Annotated in this window: 25 protein-coding genes; 5 read left to right on the plus strand and 20 right to left on the minus strand. The window is 38.7% G+C overall.

The annotated features are described in order from the left end of the window. Nucleotides 1-190 precede the first annotated feature (190 nt). The 6 genes from spoIVA to MKX82_RS12710 form a co-directional block, all read right to left on the minus strand. Nucleotides 191-1,669 carry a stage IV sporulation protein A gene (gene spoIVA, locus MKX82_RS12685; protein ID WP_233313350.1) on the minus strand — a complete coding sequence of 493 codons (1,479 nt, stop codon included), beginning with the start codon at nt 1,667-1,669 and terminating at the stop codon, nt 191-193. Between the two features lie 557 nt (nt 1,670-2,226). Next, nucleotides 2,227-3,276: an NAD(P)H-dependent glycerol-3-phosphate dehydrogenase gene (locus tag MKX82_RS12690; RefSeq protein WP_233313349.1), complete on the minus strand. Its 1,050-nt coding sequence runs from the start codon at nt 3,274-3,276 to the stop codon at nt 2,227-2,229. 15 nt (nt 3,277-3,291) lie between these two features. Beyond that, nucleotides 3,292-4,602, minus strand: a complete 1,311-nt coding sequence (gene der, locus MKX82_RS12695; protein WP_233313348.1) for a ribosome biogenesis GTPase Der — start codon at nt 4,600-4,602, stop codon at nt 3,292-3,294. Nucleotides 4,603-4,896: 294 nt separating this feature from the next. Then, nucleotides 4,897-5,082: a capping complex subunit for YIEGIA gene (locus MKX82_RS12700; protein ID WP_233313347.1), complete on the minus strand. Its 186-nt coding sequence runs from the start codon at nt 5,080-5,082 to the stop codon at nt 4,897-4,899. Further along, a complete protein-coding gene (locus MKX82_RS12705; protein ID WP_233314720.1) occupies nt 5,079-5,969 on the minus strand; it encodes a YIEGIA family protein in 891 nt (296 codons plus the stop codon). Before MKX82_RS12705 ends, MKX82_RS12700 begins: the two co-directional genes overlap by 4 nt. Further along, nucleotides 5,969-6,574, minus strand: coding sequence for a YphA family membrane protein (locus tag MKX82_RS12710; RefSeq protein ID WP_237941662.1), 606 nt, complete (start codon nt 6,572-6,574; stop codon nt 5,969-5,971). Before MKX82_RS12710 ends, MKX82_RS12705 begins: the two co-directional genes overlap by 1 nt. Before the next feature lie 145 nt (nt 6,575-6,719). Here MKX82_RS12710 and MKX82_RS12715 point away from each other — a divergent pair, with 145 nt between their 5' ends. Beyond that, nucleotides 6,720-6,866 carry a YpzI family protein gene (locus MKX82_RS12715; RefSeq protein WP_233313345.1) on the plus strand — a complete coding sequence of 49 codons (147 nt, stop codon included), beginning with the start codon at nt 6,720-6,722 and terminating at the stop codon, nt 6,864-6,866. A gap of 87 nt (nt 6,867-6,953) precedes the next feature. On the opposite strand, the gene rpsA is transcribed toward MKX82_RS12715, so the two are convergent. From rpsA to MKX82_RS12780, 13 genes are all read right to left on the minus strand, one after another. After that, on the minus strand, nt 6,954-8,096 hold the full coding sequence (gene rpsA, locus MKX82_RS12720; protein WP_233313344.1) for a 30S ribosomal protein S1: 1,143 nt from the start codon (nt 8,094-8,096) through the stop codon (nt 6,954-6,956). A 177-nt stretch (nt 8,097-8,273) separates the two neighbouring features. Beyond that, nucleotides 8,274-8,948: a (d)CMP kinase gene (gene cmk, locus MKX82_RS12725; protein ID WP_233313343.1), complete on the minus strand. Its 675-nt coding sequence runs from the start codon at nt 8,946-8,948 to the stop codon at nt 8,274-8,276. A gap of 202 nt (nt 8,949-9,150) precedes the next feature. Continuing rightward, nucleotides 9,151-9,333: a YpfB family protein gene (locus MKX82_RS12730; RefSeq protein WP_233313342.1), complete on the minus strand. Its 183-nt coding sequence runs from the start codon at nt 9,331-9,333 to the stop codon at nt 9,151-9,153. A 95-nt stretch (nt 9,334-9,428) separates the two neighbouring features. After that, the gene (locus MKX82_RS12735; RefSeq protein ID WP_233313341.1) at nt 9,429-10,091 is read right to left on the minus strand and encodes a flagellar brake protein; all 663 of its coding nucleotides are present in this window, start codon (nt 10,089-10,091) and stop codon (nt 9,429-9,431) included. A 149-nt stretch (nt 10,092-10,240) separates the two neighbouring features. Continuing rightward, on the minus strand, nt 10,241-11,587 hold the full coding sequence (gene ypeB, locus MKX82_RS12740) for a germination protein YpeB (protein ID WP_251646261.1): 1,347 nt from the start codon (nt 11,585-11,587) through the stop codon (nt 10,241-10,243). Nucleotides 11,588-11,603: 16 nt separating this feature from the next. Next, nucleotides 11,604-12,650, minus strand: coding sequence for a spore cortex-lytic enzyme (gene sleB, locus MKX82_RS12745; protein WP_341077599.1), 1,047 nt, complete (start codon nt 12,648-12,650; stop codon nt 11,604-11,606). Between the two features lie 168 nt (nt 12,651-12,818). Then, the gene (gene prsW, locus MKX82_RS12750) at nt 12,819-13,493 is read right to left on the minus strand and encodes a glutamic-type intramembrane protease PrsW (RefSeq protein ID WP_251646259.1); all 675 of its coding nucleotides are present in this window, start codon (nt 13,491-13,493) and stop codon (nt 12,819-12,821) included. 46 nt (nt 13,494-13,539) lie between these two features. Further along, the gene (locus MKX82_RS12755) at nt 13,540-14,502 is read right to left on the minus strand and encodes a YpdA family putative bacillithiol disulfide reductase (protein ID WP_233313337.1); all 963 of its coding nucleotides are present in this window, start codon (nt 14,500-14,502) and stop codon (nt 13,540-13,542) included. A 130-nt stretch (nt 14,503-14,632) separates the two neighbouring features. Next, on the minus strand, nt 14,633-15,910 hold the full coding sequence (locus MKX82_RS12760; protein WP_233313336.1) for a Glu/Leu/Phe/Val family dehydrogenase: 1,278 nt from the start codon (nt 15,908-15,910) through the stop codon (nt 14,633-14,635). Nucleotides 15,911-16,494: 584 nt separating this feature from the next. Then, complete coding sequence (locus MKX82_RS12765) at nt 16,495-17,079, minus strand: adaptor protein MecA (protein WP_233313335.1); 585 nt, start codon at nt 17,077-17,079, stop codon at nt 16,495-16,497. 83 nt (nt 17,080-17,162) lie between these two features. Continuing rightward, on the minus strand, nt 17,163-17,957 hold the full coding sequence (locus MKX82_RS12770; RefSeq protein ID WP_251646257.1) for a metallophosphoesterase: 795 nt from the start codon (nt 17,955-17,957) through the stop codon (nt 17,163-17,165). Nucleotides 17,958-18,452: 495 nt separating this feature from the next. Continuing rightward, a complete protein-coding gene (locus MKX82_RS12775; RefSeq protein WP_341077604.1) occupies nt 18,453-19,244 on the minus strand; it encodes an ABC transporter permease in 792 nt (263 codons plus the stop codon). Continuing rightward, entirely contained in the window at nt 19,241-20,161 is a 921-nt protein-coding gene (locus MKX82_RS12780; protein WP_237941667.1) for an ABC transporter ATP-binding protein, read from the minus strand. The genes MKX82_RS12775 and MKX82_RS12780 overlap by 4 nt, the downstream gene beginning before the upstream one ends. Nucleotides 20,162-20,797: 636 nt before the next feature. On the opposite strand from MKX82_RS12780, the gene MKX82_RS12785 reads away from it, so the two are divergent. Beyond that, nucleotides 20,798-20,920 carry a hypothetical protein gene (locus tag MKX82_RS12785; protein ID WP_341077605.1) on the plus strand — a complete coding sequence of 41 codons (123 nt, stop codon included), beginning with the start codon at nt 20,798-20,800 and terminating at the stop codon, nt 20,918-20,920. Between the two features lie 311 nt (nt 20,921-21,231). Here MKX82_RS12785 and MKX82_RS12790 read toward each other — a convergent pair whose 3' ends face one another. Next, nucleotides 21,232-21,741, minus strand: a complete 510-nt coding sequence (locus MKX82_RS12790) for an ankyrin repeat domain-containing protein (protein ID WP_341077607.1) — start codon at nt 21,739-21,741, stop codon at nt 21,232-21,234. A gap of 218 nt (nt 21,742-21,959) precedes the next feature. On the opposite strand from MKX82_RS12790, the gene MKX82_RS12795 reads away from it, so the two are divergent. Genes MKX82_RS12795 through MKX82_RS12805 form a run of 3 tightly spaced genes read left to right on the plus strand, consistent with a single transcriptional unit; the run spans nt 21,960 to nt 23,034 of the window. Beyond that, nucleotides 21,960-22,184, plus strand: coding sequence for a spore coat associated protein CotJA (locus tag MKX82_RS12795; RefSeq protein ID WP_233313330.1), 225 nt, complete (start codon nt 21,960-21,962; stop codon nt 22,182-22,184). Further along, the gene (locus MKX82_RS12800; RefSeq protein WP_282581436.1) at nt 22,184-22,444 is read left to right on the plus strand and encodes a spore coat protein CotJB; all 261 of its coding nucleotides are present in this window, start codon (nt 22,184-22,186) and stop codon (nt 22,442-22,444) included. The genes MKX82_RS12795 and MKX82_RS12800 overlap by 1 nt, the downstream gene beginning before the upstream one ends. A gap of 20 nt (nt 22,445-22,464) precedes the next feature. Further along, nucleotides 22,465-23,034: a manganese catalase family protein gene (locus tag MKX82_RS12805; RefSeq protein WP_341077610.1), complete on the plus strand. Its 570-nt coding sequence runs from the start codon at nt 22,465-22,467 to the stop codon at nt 23,032-23,034. Nucleotides 23,035-23,062 lie beyond the last annotated feature (28 nt).

Here is a 23,062-nt window from a genome sequence, read left to right on the forward strand (position 1 = left end):
TGAGCATATCAAGAAATTTTATATATTGATAGCAATCTTTTCATCATTTGATATAAAAGTGTAATATTAAATCAATAAATTTACATACATATCCGAAACTGACAAATTAAGAGAAATAGCCCAGTTCTTATTATTTAGTAGGGAGAAGTTAACGCATGCAAAAAAAAGAAACTCCCACAAAGAGAGTTTCCTATAAGATTATTGCAATAAGCCCTCCTGAGCCTTCATTGATGATACGCTCAAGTGTCTCTTTCAGCTTGTAGCGGGCATTTTCAGGCATAAGTGAAAGCTTTGCTTGAATTCCTTCCCTAACAATGGAGCTTAAGCTTCTTCCGAAAATATCCGAATTCCAGATGGATAATGGATCATCCTCAAAATCCTGCATCAAATATCTGACAAGTTCCTCACTCTGTTTCTCAGAACCGATAATTGGTGCAAATTCTGACTCAACATCCACTTTAATCATGTGGATAGATGGTGCTACAGCCTTTAATCTTACACCGAATCTTGAACCTTGGCGGATGATTTCCGGCTCATCTAAGCTCATATCGATAAGGGATGGTGCTGCAATGCCATAACCTGTTTGTTTAACCATTTTCAGTGCATCTGAGATTTGGTCATACTCTGTTTTTGCATGGGCAAAGTCCTGCATTAGCTCAAGCAAATGATCTTTCCCTCTGATTTCCACACCAACAATCTCTTTCAAAATTTCATCATACAGCTCATCTGGTGCGTACAAATCGATTTCGGCAACACCTTGCCCCATCTCAATTCCTGCAAGACCAGCCTTATCGATAAATTCAAAGTCGCTGAATTGCTGCACAACACGATCGACATCTCGCAGTCTCTTAATATCTTTAACTGTTTCCTTCACAGCCTCTTGATAGTTGTCACGCAACCAATGGTTCTCCCGAAGAACCATTACCCAGCTCGGCAGGTTTACGTTCACTTCAAGTACTGGGAACTCAAACAGTGCTTCTCTCATTACATTAAGGACATCTGATTCTCTCATGCTTTCAACACTCATTGCGATAACTGGAATATCATATTTTTCTGATAGTTCACTGCGAAGCTTTTCTGTATTAGGGTGATAAGGCTGGGCGCTGTTGACAATCATAATAAACGGCTTGCCGACTTCCTTCAGCTCTTCAATAACCCTGTTTTCTGCTTCTAAGTAATTACTTCTCGGTATATCGCCAATCGTTCCATCTGTTGTAATGACAACACCGATTGTGCTATGTTCCTGAATAACCTTTCTTGTACCAATTTCAGCCGCTTCATGAAATGGAATTGGCTCTTCATACCATGGTGTATTGATCATCCGAGGCCCATTTTCGTCTTCATAACCCTGCGCGCCTGGAACCGTGTAGCCGACACAATCAACTAATCGGATATTTACATCCAATCCTTCATCCACAGTTACAGATGCCGCCTGATTTGGAACAAACTTTGGCTCTGTCGTCATAATCGTCTTACCTGCCGCGCTTTGCGGCAATTCATCCTTTGTTCTTGCACGGTCACCTTCATTATCCATATTCGGAATAACAACCAATTCCATAAACTTCTTTATGAAAGTAGACTTGCCTGTTCGAACAGCACCCACTACACCTAAGTAAATATCACCGCCAGTTCTTTCGGCAATATCTTTAAAAATATTTACCTTTTCCAAATGATCCCCTCCTGAACTCTCCCTAGTGTAGAGATTAGCAAAAACCATTTAATGCAATTAGACAATATATATTTATGATGTTGTCCTATCTCATTATGACTACTTTTATAAATTCCCCCTTTTTTTTATGGAAGATTTCTTCTCCTTAAAAAACTACTTCGTAAAAAAACATATAATCAGCGGACTTTATCGCAAATCATAAAAGAAGTTAAAGTAATGCTCAGCTTATTTTATGATTTTTATTCACGCCAAAAAAAATAACCCTTCTAAATCATATATACACATGAATGATAGGGTTATGACTATTTCTATAAAAATTTATTTTATCGGTGTACATAGGAGCTACAGAGTCATTTTCATTCAAAAAAAAATCAAAGTAAAAGCAGGGGAACCTTTACTTTGATTTATGACTATATAACCCATCACCTGTTCATTCCACCAGGTTGCTTCAAAGCATTGTATGCATAAATACATCATTCGCACACCATAAAATGCCTAATAATCGTAACAAATTTCGAAAAACAGATTTTTAAAGCTCACTAAAGGATGTATAAGACTTATTCTACGTACTGGGAAGCAAGTATGTTCACAAGGTCTTCCATCTCATGTGTTTTATCCCTTGCCATTAAGCCTTCCACTACTTCCTTCGCATTCTTCCCATTAAACAGCACATCATATAAAGCATTCGTAATCGGCATCTCAATGCCATATTTCTCAGAAAGCTGTTGGCCTGCTTTAGTTGTTCTGATTCCTTCTACAACCATTCCCATGTTCTCAAGAACCTCTTCAAGGGGACAGCCCTTTCCAAGCAAATTACCAGCTCTCCAGTTTCTTGAATGGACACTCGTACAGGTCACAATCAAATCACCAATGCCGGTTAATCCTGAGAAGGTAAGGGGATTTGCACCCATTTTTGTTCCTAATCTCGCCATCTCTGCAAGTCCTCTTGTAATAAGTGCAGCTTTGGCGTTGTCACCAAAACCTAGCCCATCTGTAATTCCAGCACAGACTGCGATAATATTCTTTAGTGCACCACCGATTTCCACACCGACAATATCAGGATTCGTATAAACCCTGAATTTTGAATTAATGAACAAGTCCTGAACTTTTTCTGCTTCCTCCATGTTTTTAGAAGAAACTGTTACTGTCGTCAAATGGCGCAAGCTTACTTCCTCTGCATGGCTTGGTCCTGACAGGACAACAATGCTCTTTAACAGACGCTCCGGAATCTCTTCTTCCATTATTTCAGATATGCGAAGCAGTGTTCCTGGCTCAATCCCTTTGCTTACATGAATGAATGTTTTTGGTTCATCTAAGAAAGGTATAATTTGTTGGATTACTTCGCGCATCGCTTTTGTAGGAACAGATAAGACAATATAATGGACATCCTTTAAACTTTCCTGCATGGACGTATATCCAATGATATTTTCCGAAAGCTTTATGTCTGGAAGATATCGTTTGTTTACATGATTTTTGTTGATTTCTTCAATATCTTGTCCATTTTTACCCCAAAGATGGACAGTATGTCCATTATCGGCAAGCACTAACGCAAGCGCTGTCCCCCAGCTTCCGGCTCCGATCATTGCAATTTTTTTATGATTACCCATTACGATCCACCTCTATTATTTTCTTTCACGCGCAAAAATTCTAATTGGTGTTCCTTCGAAGCCAAAGGCATCTCTAATACGGTTTTCTAGGAAACGTTCATAGGAGAAATGCATCAGCTCTGGATCATTAACAAATACAACAAATGTTGGCGGTCCAACAGCTACTTGAGTAGTATAGTAAATCTTCAAACGTTTACCTTTATCTGTTGGTGTTGGATTCATCGCCACAGCATCCATAATGACATCATTCAATACACTTGTCTCTACCCTTAAAGTATGATTTTGGCTGGCGATATTAATCATTGGAATCAATGTATGAATCCGCTTTTTCGTCTTAGCAGACAAGAACACAACCGGTGCATAATCCAAGAATAAGAAATGCTCTCTGATGTTTTGTTCAAATGTTTTCATTGTTTTTTCGTCTTTTTCGACAGCATCCCATTTATTTACAACAATAATAACCGCTCTGCCTGCTTCATGGGCATAGCCTGCGATTTTTTTGTCTTGTTCAATAATGCCTTCTTCCCCGTCTATAACAACTAAAACAACATCTGATCTTTCAATCGCTCTTAATGCACGAAGAACACTGTATTTCTCAGTACTTTCATACACTTTCCCTTTTTTTCGCATACCTGCTGTATCAATGATTACGTATTTTTCACCGTTAACAGTAACTTCTGAGTCAATCGCATCTCTTGTTGTGCCGGCAATATTGCTGACAATAACGCGGTCCTCTCCAAGCATTGCATTAACAAGCGACGATTTCCCTACATTCGGACGGCCGATTAAAGAAAACTTAATGACATCATCAGCATAGTCTTTTGTGTCTCTGTTTGGGAAATGCTTGGCAGCTTCATCTAATAAGTCACCTAAACCTAAGCCGTGAGATCCGGAAATCGGCATCGGCTCACCAAATCCTAACGAATAGAAATCATAGATTTGTTCGCGCATCTCTGGGTTATCAATTTTGTTTACAGCAAGAACAACTGGTTTTTTTGCACGATAGAGGATTTTTGCTACCTCTTCGTCGGCAGCTGTTACACCTTCACGGCCGTTCGTAAGGAAAATGATAACATCAGCTTCGTCAATTGCTACCTCTGCCTGTGCTCTGATTTGCTCTAAAAAAGGCTCATCGCCAATATCGATTCCGCCTGTATCAATCAGGTTAAAATCATGATTCAGCCACTCTGCAGAGCTGTATATTCTGTCTCTTGTTACACCAGGAATATCTTCAACAATGGAGATTCTCTCCCCGACAATTCTATTAAAAATAGTAGACTTTCCAACGTTAGGACGTCCTACTATTGCTATTACAGGTTTCGCCATTCTTACTTACACCCTTCCATACTCCAAAATAGTCTTTTATGCTTTTATGTCTACACAAACAAATACTATGTAAATTATTATTCCAAGCTCTTCTAAATCAGCCTGACATGTCAACTAAGATCGCAATACTGCTTGCCACAGTCCAAAAGCGTTAAAAACAATTAGGGGCTAGCCCAAGCTTTTAGGCAGTCCCCTAACTAATATATCTTAACAGAGCAGCATTGTACAGGCAAGTACTAGAAAATTGTTAAGCTATGCTGGGATTTGCCAGTCCTAAACTAACTGCTTGAATGCTCAATGCTTGACGATAATATAAACATCTTCGCTGATTTTATGGGCAATCCCGTCAAGAATAGCTTCCAAGTTTGTTGCTACAACTTCCATTTCACTAACGTCGCTGCAATAAAAAACGCCAGTGCCTTGCGCTACTTTTTCCGGTTTCGTTGTTATAGCGGCCAATATATACTTTTCAATCGTCACTGTGCTTCTTCCTCTCTTAACAGCCTTTTGCTCGGCATCCGGATGGCATTTTCAAGAGTTGGAGTTGCTCCAATAATCTCAAGCGCTTTTTCCGGGTCATTATGCTGCGGCAAAACAAAAACAGCGACCCTTCCATCCTCCAAGTCTCTTTTTGCTAAAGGAACTAAAGCTGGTGTTCCAGAATCGCGGTACACTCCCAATGCAGTCGAGACATCGTACAGAATTGCCTGTCTTTGCCCAAGATTTGCGATTGTCGTTCTGGCATTGAAGTTTTTAGGTGTGAGGATAAATCCCATCCCGTATTTCAGCACTTCCTCCTGCCGTGCTGGTATCCCGATATTCATAATATAAATATTATCAACATACAAGCCAGCATCTTCAAATCTCGGTTTCACATATTCAATTGTTACAATATCGCGAAGCTTTCCGCCGGACATGAGCTTCCTGCTGATAAAAAACGATATAATTGCCGCTATAATTCCGCCCCATATATGGAAAGTAATGAATCCAAAGGTACTCAAAAGGCTTGCAAACATAACAAGATAATTTCTGCTTTCAAATGCAATTGCTATTCCTTCGATATACGTTTTCCCACGTGGCACCATCTCGTAACTGTCAAGCTCTGTTAAGGTGTTTCTTTCCATATTGCGGACATCCCGAAATTGCGAGGCAGCGACAGTGAGAAAGGTGACAGCTGTAAAGTCTTTATCTAATATGGAGGGAATGGCAACTGTGCCTAGACCTGCCGCTATGAATCCAAGTGCAACATGAATGATTTTGCCGTGAAGATATGTCGGGTATTGCCTGTAATCAGTGCGAAGCATAAACATGCGTAAAGCTGTTCCGATAATGAGTCCAAATAGAATTGGATATGTAAATGTGGTCATCATAGTTTTTGCTTCTCCTTTTCGATTAAGTATATTTGCTGTTCCAATTTCGCAAGGAAAACTTTAGCAATATTCCACGCTGTTATGCTGGCTATACATAAGAGCAGACTGTCGAAAAAGGCCGCTGTTCCAATTCTTTCGTCCATCCTGTAGTAATGGAGCAAGTATCCGTACAGCATTTCGCCAACAGAACTTCCTATAATGATCATTAAACCCTGAGTTGCCATTGTACGATGCAGCATCACACTTAAAATAGCAAGCATTACTGCAAGCATGACGTCTTTATCTATTAACAGCCAAACTGGATCAAGAATGCTTAAAAGCTGCAAAGCGCAATAAGCAAGCATTGTCATAAAGGCTGTCAGCACCATATAAAGCTGCTGGGACGTCCGTAGCCTGGCAGCATAAATAAAAGCTGACACTATTTGGACAAGCAGCAATACAGACACTTCCATGCCCATAAAGGGTAAATGATGAGGATATAAAATTATTGCAATAAGCAAAAAAGATGCGTATTTACTTCTATTATTATTATCTTTCTCCATAAAAAAAGTGGGTATTAACCAGAGCATCCAAGCAAACCAAAAAAACATATTACCTTCCATAACTATTCACTCTCCTACTTTTTCCATTATGTCAATTAAATATGTACTTTAAACTTAGAAAAGTAAGGTTTGGCAAATGCTGGACAAAATCCCTCTGCATAATGTGGGGTGTTATTTATCATTCTATTGATAGGGGGTGTTACAAGTGGGAAAGGATCGTCAAGAGAAGAAATTAAGACAAAGCCACCGCGTCGAATCTGACCGCGACCAGGCTATCCATTATCCTGGGGCGACACGTTTACAAAGCCCTAGTGAAGGCAGAGCCTTAAACGATAATAAATCCAGTGATTGACACACACTAAAAAGAGCTGTCCAAGAATAACCAAACAACGTTCTCCTTTAGAGAAGCTGTTTGCCCTTCTTGGACAGCTCTATATAATTATTGCTGCTTTAGTTTTTTCAATTGCTCGCCAATCATGTCACCTAATTGGAACCCTTTTGATTCCTCTGGCAGCTCATATACTTCATCTTCTTCTTGCTCTTTTTCCGTCAAGTCTTTGATGTTTAAGGAAAGGCGCTGTTCCTCTTCATTCACATCAAGCACCTTCACTTGAACTGTTTGCCCTTCTTTAAGCACTTCATGCGGTGTGCCGATATGCTTATGAGCGATTTGAGAAATATGGACAAGTCCTTCTACCCCTGGGAACACTTCAACGAATGCACCATATGAAACGATACGTTTAACTGTTCCTTCTAAAATACTGCCTTTTTCCGCTTTTTCTGCGATATTTGCCCACGGTCCTGGCAATGTATCTTTAATAGATAAGGAAATTCGGTCATTATTGCGGTCAACGCTTAAGATTTTCACATTGACTTCTTGACCTTCCTGAACAACATCTGAAGGGTTAGTGATATGCTCATGTGACAGCTGAGAGATATGCACTAAACCATCTATACCGCCCAAGTCTACGAATGCACCAAAGTCAGTTATTCTTTGAACAACCCCTTGAAGCGTCTGTCCTTCTTGCAAAGATTCAAGCAAGTTTTGTTTTTGCTTGCTTTTCTCTTCTTCAATAACAGCCTTATGGGAAAGGATTAAACGATTTTTATCCTTTTCAAGCTCTACAATCTTAAAGGAAATAGTTTTTCCTTTATAATCAGAGAAGTCTTCCACATAATGTGCTTCTACAAGCGATGCAGGAACAAAACCGCGCACACCTAAATCAACGACAAGCCCGCCTTTTACTACATCCTTCACTTCTGCATCAAAGATTTCACCAGAGTTGAACTTTTCTTCTAAGCTTTCCCAAGCTTTTTCAGCATCGACTTTACGTTTAGACAGAACAAGAGCATCCTCTTCTACTTTAATAACTTGAAGATCAAGCTCTTCTCCTTCTGAAACTACATCTTCTGCTTTTTCAATATGAAGGCTGGACAATTCGCTAATCGGAATAATACCATCCAGTTTACTGTCACTGATGGCAATAATAACTTGTTTTTCTTCAACCTTAGTAACTTTACCTGTTACGCGGTCCCCAACTGTGTAGTTATGAACAACGATATCATTTAATTCTTCAGACATATGTACTCCTCCTTAAACTTTTCTAATGAAATAATGCAATAATTGCTCATTCCATATAGCTTTCATAAAAAATTAATAGAATAATAAAAATTTATTTTCTTCTATCTAACTTCTTATAAATGTGATTATTTGTCAAGTAAGAAACACTAGCGCGCTTTACAGCCGCATAAGCGGCAATCAGTTTGTAATCTTATCCTCTGTCAATGCCATAATTTTGCCTACCACATCATTGATGGATAAAGAAGTCGTATCAATTTCGATTGCGTCTTCTGCTTTTTTAAGCGGAGCCACTTCTCGTTCAGAATCTAATTTATCTCTTGCTGCTATTTCCGACTTCAGCTGCTCCAAATCCGATTCAAAACCTTTAGCAATATTTTCAGTATGGCGTCTAACTGCTCTTTCCTCTACTGAAGCAAGTAAGAACACCTTTACTTCAGCATGCGGGATGACATGTGTTCCAATGTCCCTACCATCCATTACCACGCCTCCGCCGATTGCAAACCCCTGTTGTCTGCGAACCATCTCTTCACGCACTAACTTATGCTTCGCTGCAATGGACACAGAATTTGTCACATTGCTTCTGCGGATATCTTCCGTAACGTCGACGCTGTCCAAGAAAATTTTCTGTCCCTTTTCACCAGGGAAAAGCTCGATAGCCGTACTGTCTAACATACTTTCTAACGCTGCCTCGTCCTCCAAGTTAATCCCAGTGTTTAAGGCTTTTAAGGTTAGCGCCCTGTACATCGCCCCAGTATCGATATATATATAGCCTAGTTGTTCTGCTACAATTTTGGCTACTGTGCTTTTTCCGGCAGCTGCCGGTCCATCTATTGCAATGCTGATTTTTTTCATATTTCCTCCTAAAACCTTCACTATCCCAGTATCCAACATATAATTTGAAATTACTTAGAACAGAATTTTATCCGTTTTTATTTTATCATATTTTCTATCCCAATTTGTTGATTAAACCTATTAAAATCCGTACTATTTTTTCACATTTGATTTTCAAGTACAAAAAAACCTTTCAGATTAAAATCGAAAGGTTTTTCAAGCTCTACTCCTGGCTAAGCCCGAGTGTTTCCAAAATGGAGGTGTAATTCGACTTAGATACCCCTTCATATTGGGCAAGCTGATGCAGTTCTGGAAGTATGTTTACTTGATGAAGTATTTGACCAGCTAGCAAAAAAAACAACTGGATGGCAATTAACTTAAACAACAACCGTTCAAATCGCTTCATTTTCCACTAACCTCGATTTCTGTTGTGCCCTTTTTGATATTAAACAGGCGAATTCACTTTACCTGTTTAGTATCGGAATATCTTATCGAGTTTATTCAGATTTCCAGTCCTTTCTTACGGAAAGAAAGCTGACGGTCAAAACAGAAACGCAAGAAAAGCTGGCGGTCATTTGCGCTTACCTCGATAAATTCCAGCGGCGCTTTATTATGTGTTTCATTATAATTAATGATTTTTTTAACGATTGCCTTCACCTTTAAATAATAATAATCACCGTTTTGCATCGGCAAAACAAAGTTGGTGTACACAATGGTCTCTGCCTTAAGATTAGAACCTGCCGGCACAAGAATGGCTGCTCCGCCTGCACTTATGTCTGTTGTTATTGTCGCAAACGGCGCCACTTCTGTGTCGTCAGAAGAGATGGCAACATCCACATTTGTTTCTACTCTGACATACTCTCTCCTCTGAATCTTAATAAACTGGTCACTGTTCGGGAAATGAAGGATAAGCATTGGTATATTGTTTTGCTTCTCTCTCCCGATAATTTCTGAGTCGAACATGTAAACCGCTCCTTGACTTGTAACAAAGCTGACCTTTAGCTGTGTTCCGTTCAGCAAGAAGACGGCCTTTTTTGTTTCAGCATGGATGGGATAATCTATATAGATTTCATTTTCTTTTCTATCAACTAAACGGCATTTATATTTTTCTGAGTTCTCACTATGAGCTGGCTCTAATATTAACGTATCTCCGATATTTATCACTATAGTACCACGCTTTCTTCGTTTGCTAATTAGGAATTAATTCTTTTTACCTATATTATCGCAAAAACATCTTCCTTATCAATAGTCCACAGAAAAAAACGTAGTAAAAAAGCAGCAAGGAACAAGATGCCCCTACTGCTTTTTTACTATTAAACAACGTCATCATATAAAGGTTCAGCATTTTTGAGTTTTTCGACTTTTTCTTCTGTGCCAGTATCAGCATTAATATAAATACGATACGTATCATCATCCAATGTGCCGATAAATTCATAGCATAATACTTCATCGTTTAAATCATTAAGAATAACAGCCAATCCGTCTTCCATAATGTTAACATTTTTGCTGATTTTCTTTTGTGCCTCAGACTTAGATATTGCGGGATCTTTAAAATCCCGACTCTTATGCTGTTTTAAGTAATCTTCAGCAGTAAAGCCGATAATATTCCCATTATCTAGAGCAACTTTTATCTTAATGCTGTCTGGATAAATTCTTACCCCGTTATCCTCTGTTACATAGGTAAAGACACCGATATTGTCATATTGCATACTTTCAAATAATGCCAAGTCTTTAAAGTCATGCTGTTTCAAAAAATCCGTTGCCTTGTTGCTAGCATCATTTAAACTGATTTTTTGTTTTTTAACATCTCTTGAAACAATCGACCAGATTGGATATCCGCCCTTTTTGGTAATATCCATATTTGCTTCTGTTCCAGTATCTTTTTCTTTAAGAGAGACACTGTAAAATCCATATCCAGATCCTTTGCCATTCTCTGTGATGTTGACTTCCACATCACCTTTAAATGCTGCATAATCTTCGGCGATTTTTTGCGCTTCTTTTTTCGTGATTTCTTCTCCTTCTAAACTGCTGAAGTTTTCATCCTTTTTTTCCATATTAACATTTGTAACGCCAAAGCTTGTTTCTTGGTAGCCATCTACTTTGTCCTCAACAGTTTTTAAACCATCAATGATTGTATTATCTCCTTGCTTATTCGTTGCCAAGGCCATCTCAACGTCCATCCAGCGTAAATTGTTTTCTAGGACTAGATGCTGCACATTGCGCAATTCATCTTGAATATCCTTTGCATCTCCATACAGCTTTTTCAATGATTTATATTCCTTATCGGACAGTGGTTCATCATCTAAATTTCGGACAGCAGTCCGGTAGCTGAAATCTCCGATATTTGCTAAAAATTCCTCTGTCTTATTGAATGGCAATAAAGTGAGCGGCAGCTGGCCAACATCGCTATGGGCCTGTGAAGTTATTCTCCATACTTCCGCCAGTGACGGAGACAGTGATTCTTGTGAATTCATCGCAAGTGTTGTTCCAATTTGATCATGAAGCAAATCTATTTGATAGGAAAGATCATGGAAAGCACGTTGATAGCTGTTTTCAGCATTCATTAATACTGCATTTTTTTCCTTATGTTCTTGATAGCCCCAAAATGCTGCACCTGCAACTCCGATTGTCAAAATACCTATCAATATCCCTCTAAGCATTTAACGTTCACCCCTTTTATTTACAGAATATGTGCTTGCCTATTTGCTTAATTTGCGGTCTTGACCAAATCCAACCGCTAGTTGCGGTTGCTGGGTTAAAATAATAGATAGCATTTCCTGTAGGGTCCCATCCATTTATAGCGTCAAGGACAGCTTGTTTTGCCGTCTCATTAGGTGTCAGCCAGATTTGTCCATCTGCAACAGCTGTGAACGCTCTTGGTTCAAAGATAACCCCTGATACTGTATTCGGAAACGAAGGGCTAGTCACCCGGTTAAGAATGACAGAAGCAACAGCAACCTGACCGATATAAGGCTCACCTCTTGATTCTCCATAAACGGCATTTGCCATTAGCTGAATATCATTCTGTGAGAAACCGTTAGGAACATTAGCAGCTGTCGGCGTTTTTTTCTTCACCGATTCGCCAGCATTCGCTTTTGGCGGAGTTGCCTTTGTATTATTGTTTGCGACATTATTGTTAGTGTTTGCTTTATTATTGGCTCCAGCGTTATTTGCTTTTGATTGATTTGTTTGCTTTTTTGTTGCTGGTTTTTGTGTTGCTGGTTTTTGCTGATTATTTGCTGGCTTATTTGTATTAGTTCCTGTGTTTGACTTATTAGAAGTCCCTGACTTATTTGCATTGCCAGCCTTGTTTTTATTTGCAGAAGGTGTTTTTTGCTTATTTAAATCTGTCCCACCGTAATGTGAGAATTTTTTCCCGGTGTCAATTTGTTCTTTTACAAATTGCTCATTATACTTTGATGCTTTAGCTAGCTTTAGTTTTGTTTGCCAGCCGGCCAGTCCGTCAATTGGCAGCCCGAATTCATATTGGAAGTTTCTTAATGCCCAATATGTTTTCCAGCCAAAGACTCCATCAATTTTGCCATTGTAAAATCCTATATATTGGAGTCTTGCTTGCAATTCAATTACATCATCTCCAACAGCACCTTGCTGAATCACTTGATTCGAGAACGCTTCCGCTTTATGCTCCACATTCGCTAATGTTGCTAGAATGATACAGGCGGAAATTACGACAGAAATTTTCGTTAAGAACTTTTTATTCATGCGTGTTACCCCCAGATGTGAATACTATTTGTCATTGACTCTATTTTTTGTAGCCACTTGGTTTTTATGCAAAAAAAAAGAAAATGAACAATTTCATTTTCTTTTCAAGGGATATATTCGCATATTTTAAGCTTTATAAAAGGCTAAAGACGGCCTTTCATGCGCGCTCTATAGGTTTGCATTCATATATTTGCTGACATGTTCCCGACTCAGCTCTCTTGCCATTTTAACTTTTCTCAAACCAAGCCACCAAAGAAACAGCATGAACGGCGTAATGAACAAAAGCCAATTTTTTTGAAATGTTAATATATAATCGTAAATCCCATGTAGGATGAACGGTACAATTAAGGAATAGAAGATCCATTTGCTTCTTGGCATAGTAAACTTCCCTTTACCAAGGTAATAGCCCATGATAACACCAAATAGAGCATGGCTTGATACAGGCAGCAAGGCTCTTCCTAATGCATATTCCACACCATTTGCTACAAGATAAAGAATGTTTTCAACAGTCGCAAAGCCAAGTGATATGGACACTCCATAAATGATTCCATCATATGGTTCATCAAACTCAATATGCTGATAAGCTGTAAAGAACAAAATAAACCATTTGAAAAACTCCTCTAAGAGGCTCGTTGTTACAAAGGAATTCAATAAATGAGATGGAACAGCTTCTTCGACGCGAAGAACATATTGGATAAACATGATTGGAAAAACAAGCAGAGCACCTGTTATAAATGCTCTAAACACTAGCGCTATCGGTTCTGATTCATATTGATCTTTTAAATAAAAATAACTTAAAAGCGCCAAGCCAGGTGCAATACCAGCGGATAGTATGGCTAACATTCGCTCTTTCCCTCTCCCTTTTTTGCCAGCGAACTTTTGCGGATTCTTATTTTCTTGCCGCTATCGCTTCAGCTATCTGGTCCCCATGGAACCTGCCATTTTCAATAAATATTTCGTTTGCATTATTGCCAGCTGCAATTACCCCGGCGATGAAAATTCCTTCCACATTCGTTTCCATAGTGTCCGGATTAAATACAGGCCTGCCAGAGTCTGCTTCGATTTCGACTCCCATCTTCTTAATAAATCCGTGATCAGGATGATATCCAGTCATCGCAAACACGAAATCATTCGCAATTTCCTTATTCTCACCTTGCTTCTTATACGTTAAGGTTTTTTCTTTAATTTCTACCACTTCTGAAGCAAATTCCATTTTTATAACACCGTTTCTGACAAGGGCTTCAAACTCTGGAAGAATCCACGGCTTAATGCTGCTTGAATATTCTGTGCCTCTGTACAATACCGTTACGCGGGCTCCTGCTTTCACCAATTCAATCGCAGCATCCACACTTGAGTTTTTTCCGCCGATTACTGTTACATCATGATTAAAATACGGGTGCGCTTCCTTAAAATAGTGGCTAACCTTAGGTAAATCCTCCCCTGGTACATTCATATAGTTCGGGTGGTCATAATACCCAGTTGCGACAATCACGTAATTGGCGCGGTATTCTCCCTTTGAGGTTTGCAATTTGAACAGGTTATTTTCCTTTGTTACATTCTGCACTTCTTCATATGCATGAATCCTTAAATTTTTTCGTTTTGCTACTTCTCTATAATACACAAGCGCCTGATTTCGGTTTGGTTTATATTGTTCAGTAAGAAAGGCCACATCCCCAATTTCCAGCTTTTCGCTCGTGCTGAAAAAAGTCTGGTGAGTTGGATATCCATGTATCGCATTTACCACATTTCCCTTTTCAATGATAAGGGGGTTAATGTTGATTTTTTGCAAGGCGATAGCAGCAGCTAATCCACAAGGCCCAGCACCGATTATAATCGCTTGTTCTTCGTTCATGTTAATCTCTCCTAACTTCTATACAACTCTCATGCACAGCATGAGCAAAATATGTAAATACCTGAAAAAAAATCTCCTATTTATAGCATAGGAGATTTTTGGTTATTATACAATAGTTTGTTATCCTAACTTAAATCCAGCCGCGGAATCTTGACGCTTCCGCCATTTTTCGAACACCGACCATATAAGCAGCCAATCTCATATCCACCCTGCGGATTTGTGCTGTTTCATAAATGTTCTCAAATGATTTGCTCATAACTTTTTCCAATTTTTCTTCGACTTCTTCCTCAGTCCAGTAGAAGCCTTGATTGTTCTGAACCCACTCAAAATAAGAAACTGTTACACCGCCTGCAGATGCTAATACATCCGGCACTAAAAGAATGCCTTTTTCCGTCAAGATTGTTGTAGCTTCAAGTGTTGTAGGCCCATTTGCCGCTTCTACCACAATGCTTGCTTTAATATTATGAGCATTTTTTTCAGTGATTTGGTTTTCAATTGCTGCAGGAACCAATATATCACAATCCAATTCCAAGAGCTCTTGGTTTGTAATCGTATTGTTAAATAAATTCGTTACCGTTCCGAAGCTGTCTCTTCTGTCGAGAAGATAGTCAATATCTAAACCATTTGGATCATGCAAAGCACCATATGCATCGGAAATTCCGATTACCTTAGCACCAGCATCATGCATAAATTTCGCTAAAAAGCTGCCTGCATTTCCAAAGCCTTGCACAACAACTCTTGCTCCTTTAATTTCGATGCCTTTTCTCTTGGCCGCTTCTCGGATGCAGATTGTCACACCTTTAGCAGTTGCCGTTTCCCTTCCATGTGAGCCTCCTAGTACGAGAGGCTTGCCTGTAATAAAGCCAGGAGAGTTGAATTCATCAATTCTGCTGTACTCGTCCATCATCCATGCCATTATTTGTGAGTTCGTGAAAACATCAGGTGCAGGAATATCCTTTGTCGGGCCGACAATCTGACTGATTGCTCTTACATAGCCTCTGCTCAATCTCTCCAGCTCTCTGAAGGACATGTCTCGAGGATCGCAGACAATTCCACCTTTACCGCCGCCATATGGAAGATCAACAATTCCGCATTTTAGGCTCATCCAGATAGAAAGTGCCTTTACCTCTGTTTCTGTAACTTGAGGGTGGAATCTGATCCCTCCCTTTGTTGGGCCGACTGCATCATTATGCTGTGCCCGGTAGCCAGTGAATATTTTCACACTGCCATCGTCCATCCTTACAGGTATCTTCACTGTCATCATACGGATCGGTTCCTTCAGTAGTTCATACACCTCATCAGAATATCCTAGCTTATTCAATGCCTTATGAATGATCGTTTGTGTTGATTTTAAAACATCGTGTTGCTCTTCAACAATCTTTTTTTCATTAGACTTTTTGGCTACCATTTAATGAATCCTCCTAAAAAACTGCAAAGTTAAATTATCATTTTTAACGGTCAAAATTCTCATTAAAGACTAGCATTTCCTTTTTGTCTACATACATTTTAACTTACTTTAAAATTATAGTATGTACATTTCTCGAAGTACACTCAATAAAGAACTCATTGCTGCTAACTTTTTTTATAAATGGATCGTCTCTGTAGCCGTTGCATAACCTTTTTTTGGTATGCAGGACAGAGCCAATTAATCAAAATGACTTGCCACTGTGGAAAGATGTTTTATAGTATGCTCTCCTTTATAATATATTCAAAAAGATACAACTTTGTCCTTATCTTTCACACTTTTTTGGCATATTCTTTTCTTTTTACTAAATAGAGATTGCTTGACACACCTATAAAGAATTAAGATATAATTCTTTATCATTATCTTATCATTTTTCCTCGAAATTACCAATGATGAAGTTAACTGATTTTGATTTTTTTACGTGTAAATTTAAGGCCGCGAAAATACAAAAAAGCTCTTTACTGGCAAAATGCGGCCAAAAAAGAGCTTGAGGGAAAAAACCGAGTAAAAAGCATTATATTTTGTCTTCATTTAAAATATTGGTTGATCATCTCAATCGCGTTTTTCTTTTGGATTGTACACCCGTATTCCTCAATCATGTGGATGCTCTTGATGCTTGCTTCACCGAATTCACTTAAGATTGCTGCTGCCTGTGCTTCCTTGACAGCCTGAATATCAGGAAAATACAAGTAATATTTGCCATCAGCGCTCGAGAATGTTCCGCCGGAAAATCCTGCTTGAAAAAGCACCTTACATGCTTGAATGGCATCTTCAAGATCAGAGAACTCATATAATATATCAACAGTTTCTTCAACAGTAACCTGCATCTCCAAAAACCCTTCTGCCAACAGTTCCTCATCTTGGAATTCTTCCTCGTTCATCGTCAAGATCATGACCATTCCTTGTGCCTTCATCGAGAAAATCTCCACCGCAACAGAACCATGTATTTCCAAATCAAACATATCATTAGCTTCTTCGAGCATTTCATGAAAAAAATATTGCCATTTTATCGAGTCTTTCCATATATCATCTTTCGTCAGTCCACGTTCATACAGATCATCAAATGTCAGGTATATCTTTATTCTATTATGATTCAATCGTTCTAAGCGCATGACAATGCCTCCTGCTTCTATCTGAAAAAACTCTTACTGTAGCGTATGAATGAAGCAGGAAAACGGTGATTTGTCTGTATTATTTAGATTCGTTTATCTTTAGTATGCTGGATTTTAATAATATGCGTTTCCGGCTTAGCTCCAAGCCTTAACGGTATGGAGGTTGTGCCGTATCCATTGCTGACTAGAATAGTCGTTTTCCCAATGACCTTCGTAGTTCCTTTCTCATATGGACCGAACCCTAATATCCGAATTTGTCCACCGTGAGTATGACCGCTCAGCACTAAAGTCACTCCATCATCGTCCGTTAAATCTTCCATTACTTTCGGATTATGACTGACAAGTATTTTGAAATCAGATTTCTTGATGCCTTGTAAAGCCATTTCTAAATCATCGTGTTCTAAGGAACGGTCTTCAATCCCAGCTAAATGCCATTTTTGTTTTTTCGGAGATGTAAAGGAAACCGATCTATTATCAAGAACCGTTACATTCTCTTCAGCAAAAAGCTCCTTCAGCTTTTCTATATCTGCTTCATAGTCATTATTTCCCCATACGAAAAAAACGGGGCCAATTTCTTTAAGCTTTCTGAGATTACTGCGGACCGTATCAAACTGGACGCCCTTTTCAAGTAAATCTCCGCCAATAATAACAAGCTCTGCAATTCCCTTTGCTTCCTCCACAATGGCAGGAGATACTTCCCTTCTATGTATATCAGAAATGAAAAATATCGTAATTTCCTTGAATGTCATTGGAAAATTAGGAAAGTAAAACATCTCATATTTCATGTTATCCTCCATTGCATTCTTATGCATCTTTACAATCAATGCTATTCCTGCAAGGATCATCAGGATGACTGCCACAACAACCAACACAAGCATACCCTTCCCCCCCTTTTTTTAGTCTATTGAATTATTGTATAATGTTCACTTTGTTTTTACCAATAAATCGACAGCTTGTTTTAAGCGAAGTCCTCAAATTAACAAGGCATTTTACGTGTTCCTTCTACTATAATTGTCTTTTCATGAAAAAATTTACATTTTCAGTTTTCATAAACGAAAACAGGGAGGCTTAGGACCTCCCTTTCCAATTTGGTAAACCTTGATTTTATATTACTTCTTGGGTATGAGGATTAATGTTAATACTTCGCCTCCCTTTGAACAGTTTGGATTACCTTACCTTCACCGTTGCTTACCGCTAGCAATGTTTTCAATAATTTGATTTGTAATTTAGGTATAAAATTGGATATCTGAGTTCTTATGCTCCAATATTATTTTTTTGCGTAAACTCCGTTACTCCGCTTCCCATTGCATCATGGCTGCTTTGACAAATTTGGGCTGACGCTGCTTAATTTGAAATGCCTCTTATCTAACCATCTATTTTAAAATAGATTCATAGCTAAATTTCTCCTTCGAGCCTTTCATAAGAATTGCCGCAAGCAATGCCAACACAACTCCTAAAGCTAATAAAATCCAGATACTTACAAGCAGTAATCCTGTAAATTGTCCAACCACGAGGAGTATCACCGGCAGGACTAGGAAGACTGTGCGCTGCTGGGCTTCCTCCACAGTTTGTGCTTTCGCAGATGCGCGTACAATTAGCGTAATGGCAATCAAAGAGATGGCCGGAGATATAAGCAGCATGATAATCATCCAACTAATGTCAGGCAATATAATGGCGCCTGTCGTTAAAACTATTTCAATTTCCATGACAAGAATCATTGCGAAGAATGATGTAAACGAGACAATCATGCTCATCAAAAAGGAAGCAATTATTTTTGATTGGAATATTTGCTGCAATGAAAGCGGGCAATAAAGTAACGTTTCCAGTGTGCGATTTGCTTTCTCCCCGACAATGGAACTTGCCGCCATTACAGAAGAAGCCATTATTGGAATGATTAAAAAGAATACAGGCATAATGTTGTTCAGCACAAGCTTTATTATATTCTGATTGAAGTTGCCTGCCTGTTCCGCAAGGGGAAGCATCTCTAACAGCTTTTGAAATTCAGCTGTTTCTTCTGGCACAAAGTGTATGACTAGGATAAATATCGAGGGTAGGATGACTGTCAATACCAGCGGTACAATCAACATAACGGAAAACATTTGCTTGTTACTTGTGATTCCTCGTAAATCCTTTTTTATGATGGCTCTTTGCATTGCGTTGATCATTTAATGGTCTCCTTCTGCTTTTCTTTTTCAATTAAATTGAAATAGATATCCTCCAGCGAAGGACGCTTCATTGACACATGGTAAACATCGCCACCTTCTTCTACGATGCTAGAGACAATATGGGGGATTTCCTCTTCCGTTTGAATATCCATTTCAAAATTCCGTTCTCCTATTTTTCGATATGACAGACTGCCGGGTAGCTTGCTGGCTTTTATCTTGACTTTCATTCCGGAAATAACCTTGGAACGAAGCTGCTCAAGACTTCCAGATGCGAGTAAAGTTCCCTGATTCATCAATCCAAATGAGGTGCAAACCTCCTGCGCATAGCGCAATTGATGGGTACATAAGAATATGGTCATTCCTTTGTCACGTGCAAGACTTTGGATCAGTTTGTTGACACTTTGGGCACTTTCAGGATCAAGCCCGGAGGTAGGTTCATCTAAAAACAGGACTTTGGGTTGATGAATCAACGCACGAGCAAGGGAGAGCCGTTGGCGCATACCTGTAGAATAGGTGGTTAGTTTTTTATCTTTCGCATTCGAGAGATTCAACTTTTCTAATAGAGATTCAGCGTGTCTTTCACTCTGGCCAGAACTTTTGCCGAATGCAGAGGCATAAAAAATGAGGTTTTGAATCCCTGTCAAATTGTCATACATCTGCGCATGTTCCGTCACAACACCGGATAGACCATGCACTTTTTCTGGATTTAGAGTCGGATCAATTCCTAACACCCGGCAGCTTCCCGCAGAAGGTGTGAGCATGCCATTCAAAACTTTGATAGTAGTGGTTTTTCCGGCACCATTCGGGCCTAAAAATCCAAAAACTTCACCTTGCTCAAGAGTGATGCTTATATTATCCACCGCCTTTTTACCCCCGGGATATATTTTTGACATATGATCTATAACAACTGCTTTCATTATCAAACCTCCTTATTTTCAATTAAAGTACTATGCTCTTAACCGTTGGTCAGATTCTTCCGGAGATTAATCCTGGGGTAGCGCTGTCTCCATTTTGATTTTTGTTTTTAGCCAGCTATCAATAAGAACAAAAAATCATCTCCGTGAAGATGCAAAAGATAAATGATACAAAACCAACTCAGTGTAATTCTCTGATAACTCTAATACTTATCCCATTCACTTCAGCGTTATATTGTCCTTGCACTGCGGATATATAATAACTTGCTGTTCTCTTGCATTCATTCACCACTCCTGAAGGCGTTCCCATCATGGAATCTATTAGAGAAAGCAAAGCCTTCTCCCGAATGCCCTTTAACGTTCATAGAGGAAGTAACCACGGATTTTCCCGAACTTTCCTTACCATCTAAATCTTGATAACGTACAAAGCTTGTTTAACCCCTAGAACACCCGCTGTTAAATAATAGGAATATTCTCTTATCCATTCACTGTCTAACTGTTCAAAAGCAGAATCTGACTCAGCTGCTTGCTTATAATAGAAATTATCCCCCTCTGCCTCTTCTATCCCCTGCCACCTCTAGCTCTCCATTTGTGTTTAGCACAACTACATTCTCGTTCGAATAATTACTGATAGATGAAATGCTAGAATTAGTTTCAGCTGCTTTTGTAGGTATTACAGCAGCATGTGTAATAACAATGGGTGATACTAAAGCAATCGCGATTGCCTTTTTGGAAAGAATGCTTTTCTTTCTCCCTTCCTAATTCTTTAGACATTATAAATCCTCCTTAGAAAGTCAATATTAATTAAAGCGTTTCCCATTGAGTCTGGCAGAGAAATAAAATTCTCAATACAAATATAACAAGTAAAAGAATAATTTTCTGCAGGACTTTTACTCTAATCTCTGAAAATGGTATTATCAGCATCCTTTTATCATAATAGTATAGAGGTCATGAGAATTTCACTTCCAAAAACGCAAGCAGATTTTAATCATGTCTAGTCTATCTTACATTGTAAAAACCCATCGCTTCACTAATGGAAATGAAAAACTCTCCAGTAGCGGAGAGTTTTTCATTTATTCTATTTCATTTATCTTCTGCTTTAAATATTTAGCGATTTCTGTTTGCCCAAATTGTCTAGCATATTCATATGCATCCATATTCTTAATATTCTCTCCTGTATATCTAATTGAGATATCTATTCCCTTTTCAACTAGAAACTCAGCTACCTCTTTATGCCCGCCATAAATTGCTCCAAATAACGGATTTCTGTTTGCCAAGCTCACATCTATTTCTGCACCATGCTCTATTAAATACTTCACTATTTTCAAATGCCCAGCTCCTGCTGCCAAATTTAATGAAGAAGCATCAAAGATACCACCTTTTGTATTAACATCGATTCCTTTTTGAACTAGATACTCTACTATTTCAAAATGTCCTTTCTTTGCTGCAACATGTAACCAGGTACCAAATGGTGTCATTAAGTGTAAAGATTCTGGATTATCATCTATTAAATGCTTTACTTCATTAATATCACCAATCTTTATAGCATTTCTTATCGTTTTATTTACAATTTTTTTATCCATAATATTAGCCCTTCTGTATTTTCTAATATCTTGTACTAGCTATGCACCTTAATCTTCAAGTCCTTCAACTATATCATCAAAGTCATGCCCATTAATCAAAAACCAAGTACTATTAGCAATCCGCATCAAGTTACTTCTTCGGTCAAAAAACATTAGAATGATTTTGCAAATCATTCATATTATTGTAAAGATATGAAAATAAAGGAGGGCTTTTTGTTATGAGTCAGTTTTATAAAAAATACCACCCTTATATAAGCCCTAATGATCCTTGCCCGCCATTGAAAACAAAAGTATATTCCACCCCGCCCAATTTATATATGGGCTTTCAGCCGCCCCATTTGCCGCAATTTTCACCAATGGAAGCACTCAAAGCAGGAACATTATGGAAAGCTTTTTATGACCCTTATTATAGTCCTTATGAAAAAAGAGAAGGTGATGCATGATGAAACAGCTACCTGCAGAATATTATCAGCTTCTTGAACAGCTGCAAGCTGTTGACTTCGTACTGGTCGAATTAACACTTTATCTTGATACACATCCGAATGATCAAGATGCAATCAATCAATTTAATCATTATGTTAAAGAAAGAGAAAAGTTTAAACAGCTATATGAAAGCAGGTATGGTCCACTTCTGCAATTCGGAAACAGCTATTCAGGCAGTCCATGGGATTGGGACACAGGGCCATGGCCTTGGCAAGTATAAATGATTGAGGGGGCATTGATATGTGGCTTTATGAAAAGAAATTGCAGTATCCTGTTAAGGTCAGCACCTGTAATCCCATGCTGGCTAAATTTCTGATAGAGCAATACGGCGGCGCAGACGGGGAACTGGCTGCAGCACTGCGCTATTTAAATCAGCGTTATACGATACCTGATAAAGTGATTGGCCTTTTAACAGATATCGGCACAGAGGAATTTGCTCATTTAGAAATGATTGCAACAATGATCTATAAATTAACTAAAGATGCAACTCCAGACCAACTAAAAGCTGCCGGCCTCGATGCGCATTATGTCACACATGAAAAAGCGTTATTTTATCATGATGCTGCAGGTAATCCGTGGACTGCTACATATATCCAGGCTAAAGGTGACCCGATTGCGGATTTATATGAGGATATTGCTGCTGAGGAAAAGGCGCGGGCGACCTATCAATGGATTATTAACATGAGTGATGATCCTGACTTAAATGATAGCCTGCGGTTTTTGCGGGAAAGAGAAATTATTCATTCCCAGCGGTTTAGAGAAGCGGTTGAACTTATTAAAGAAGACAGAGATCGAAAGAAAGTATTTTAGAATATGCAAAAAGAGACTAAAGTACAGT

Origin of the sequence: Niallia sp. FSL R7-0271, assembly GCF_038005785.1 — a bacterium.
In the GTDB taxonomy this organism is placed as follows: Bacteria; Bacillota; Bacilli; order Bacillales; family Cytobacillaceae; genus Niallia.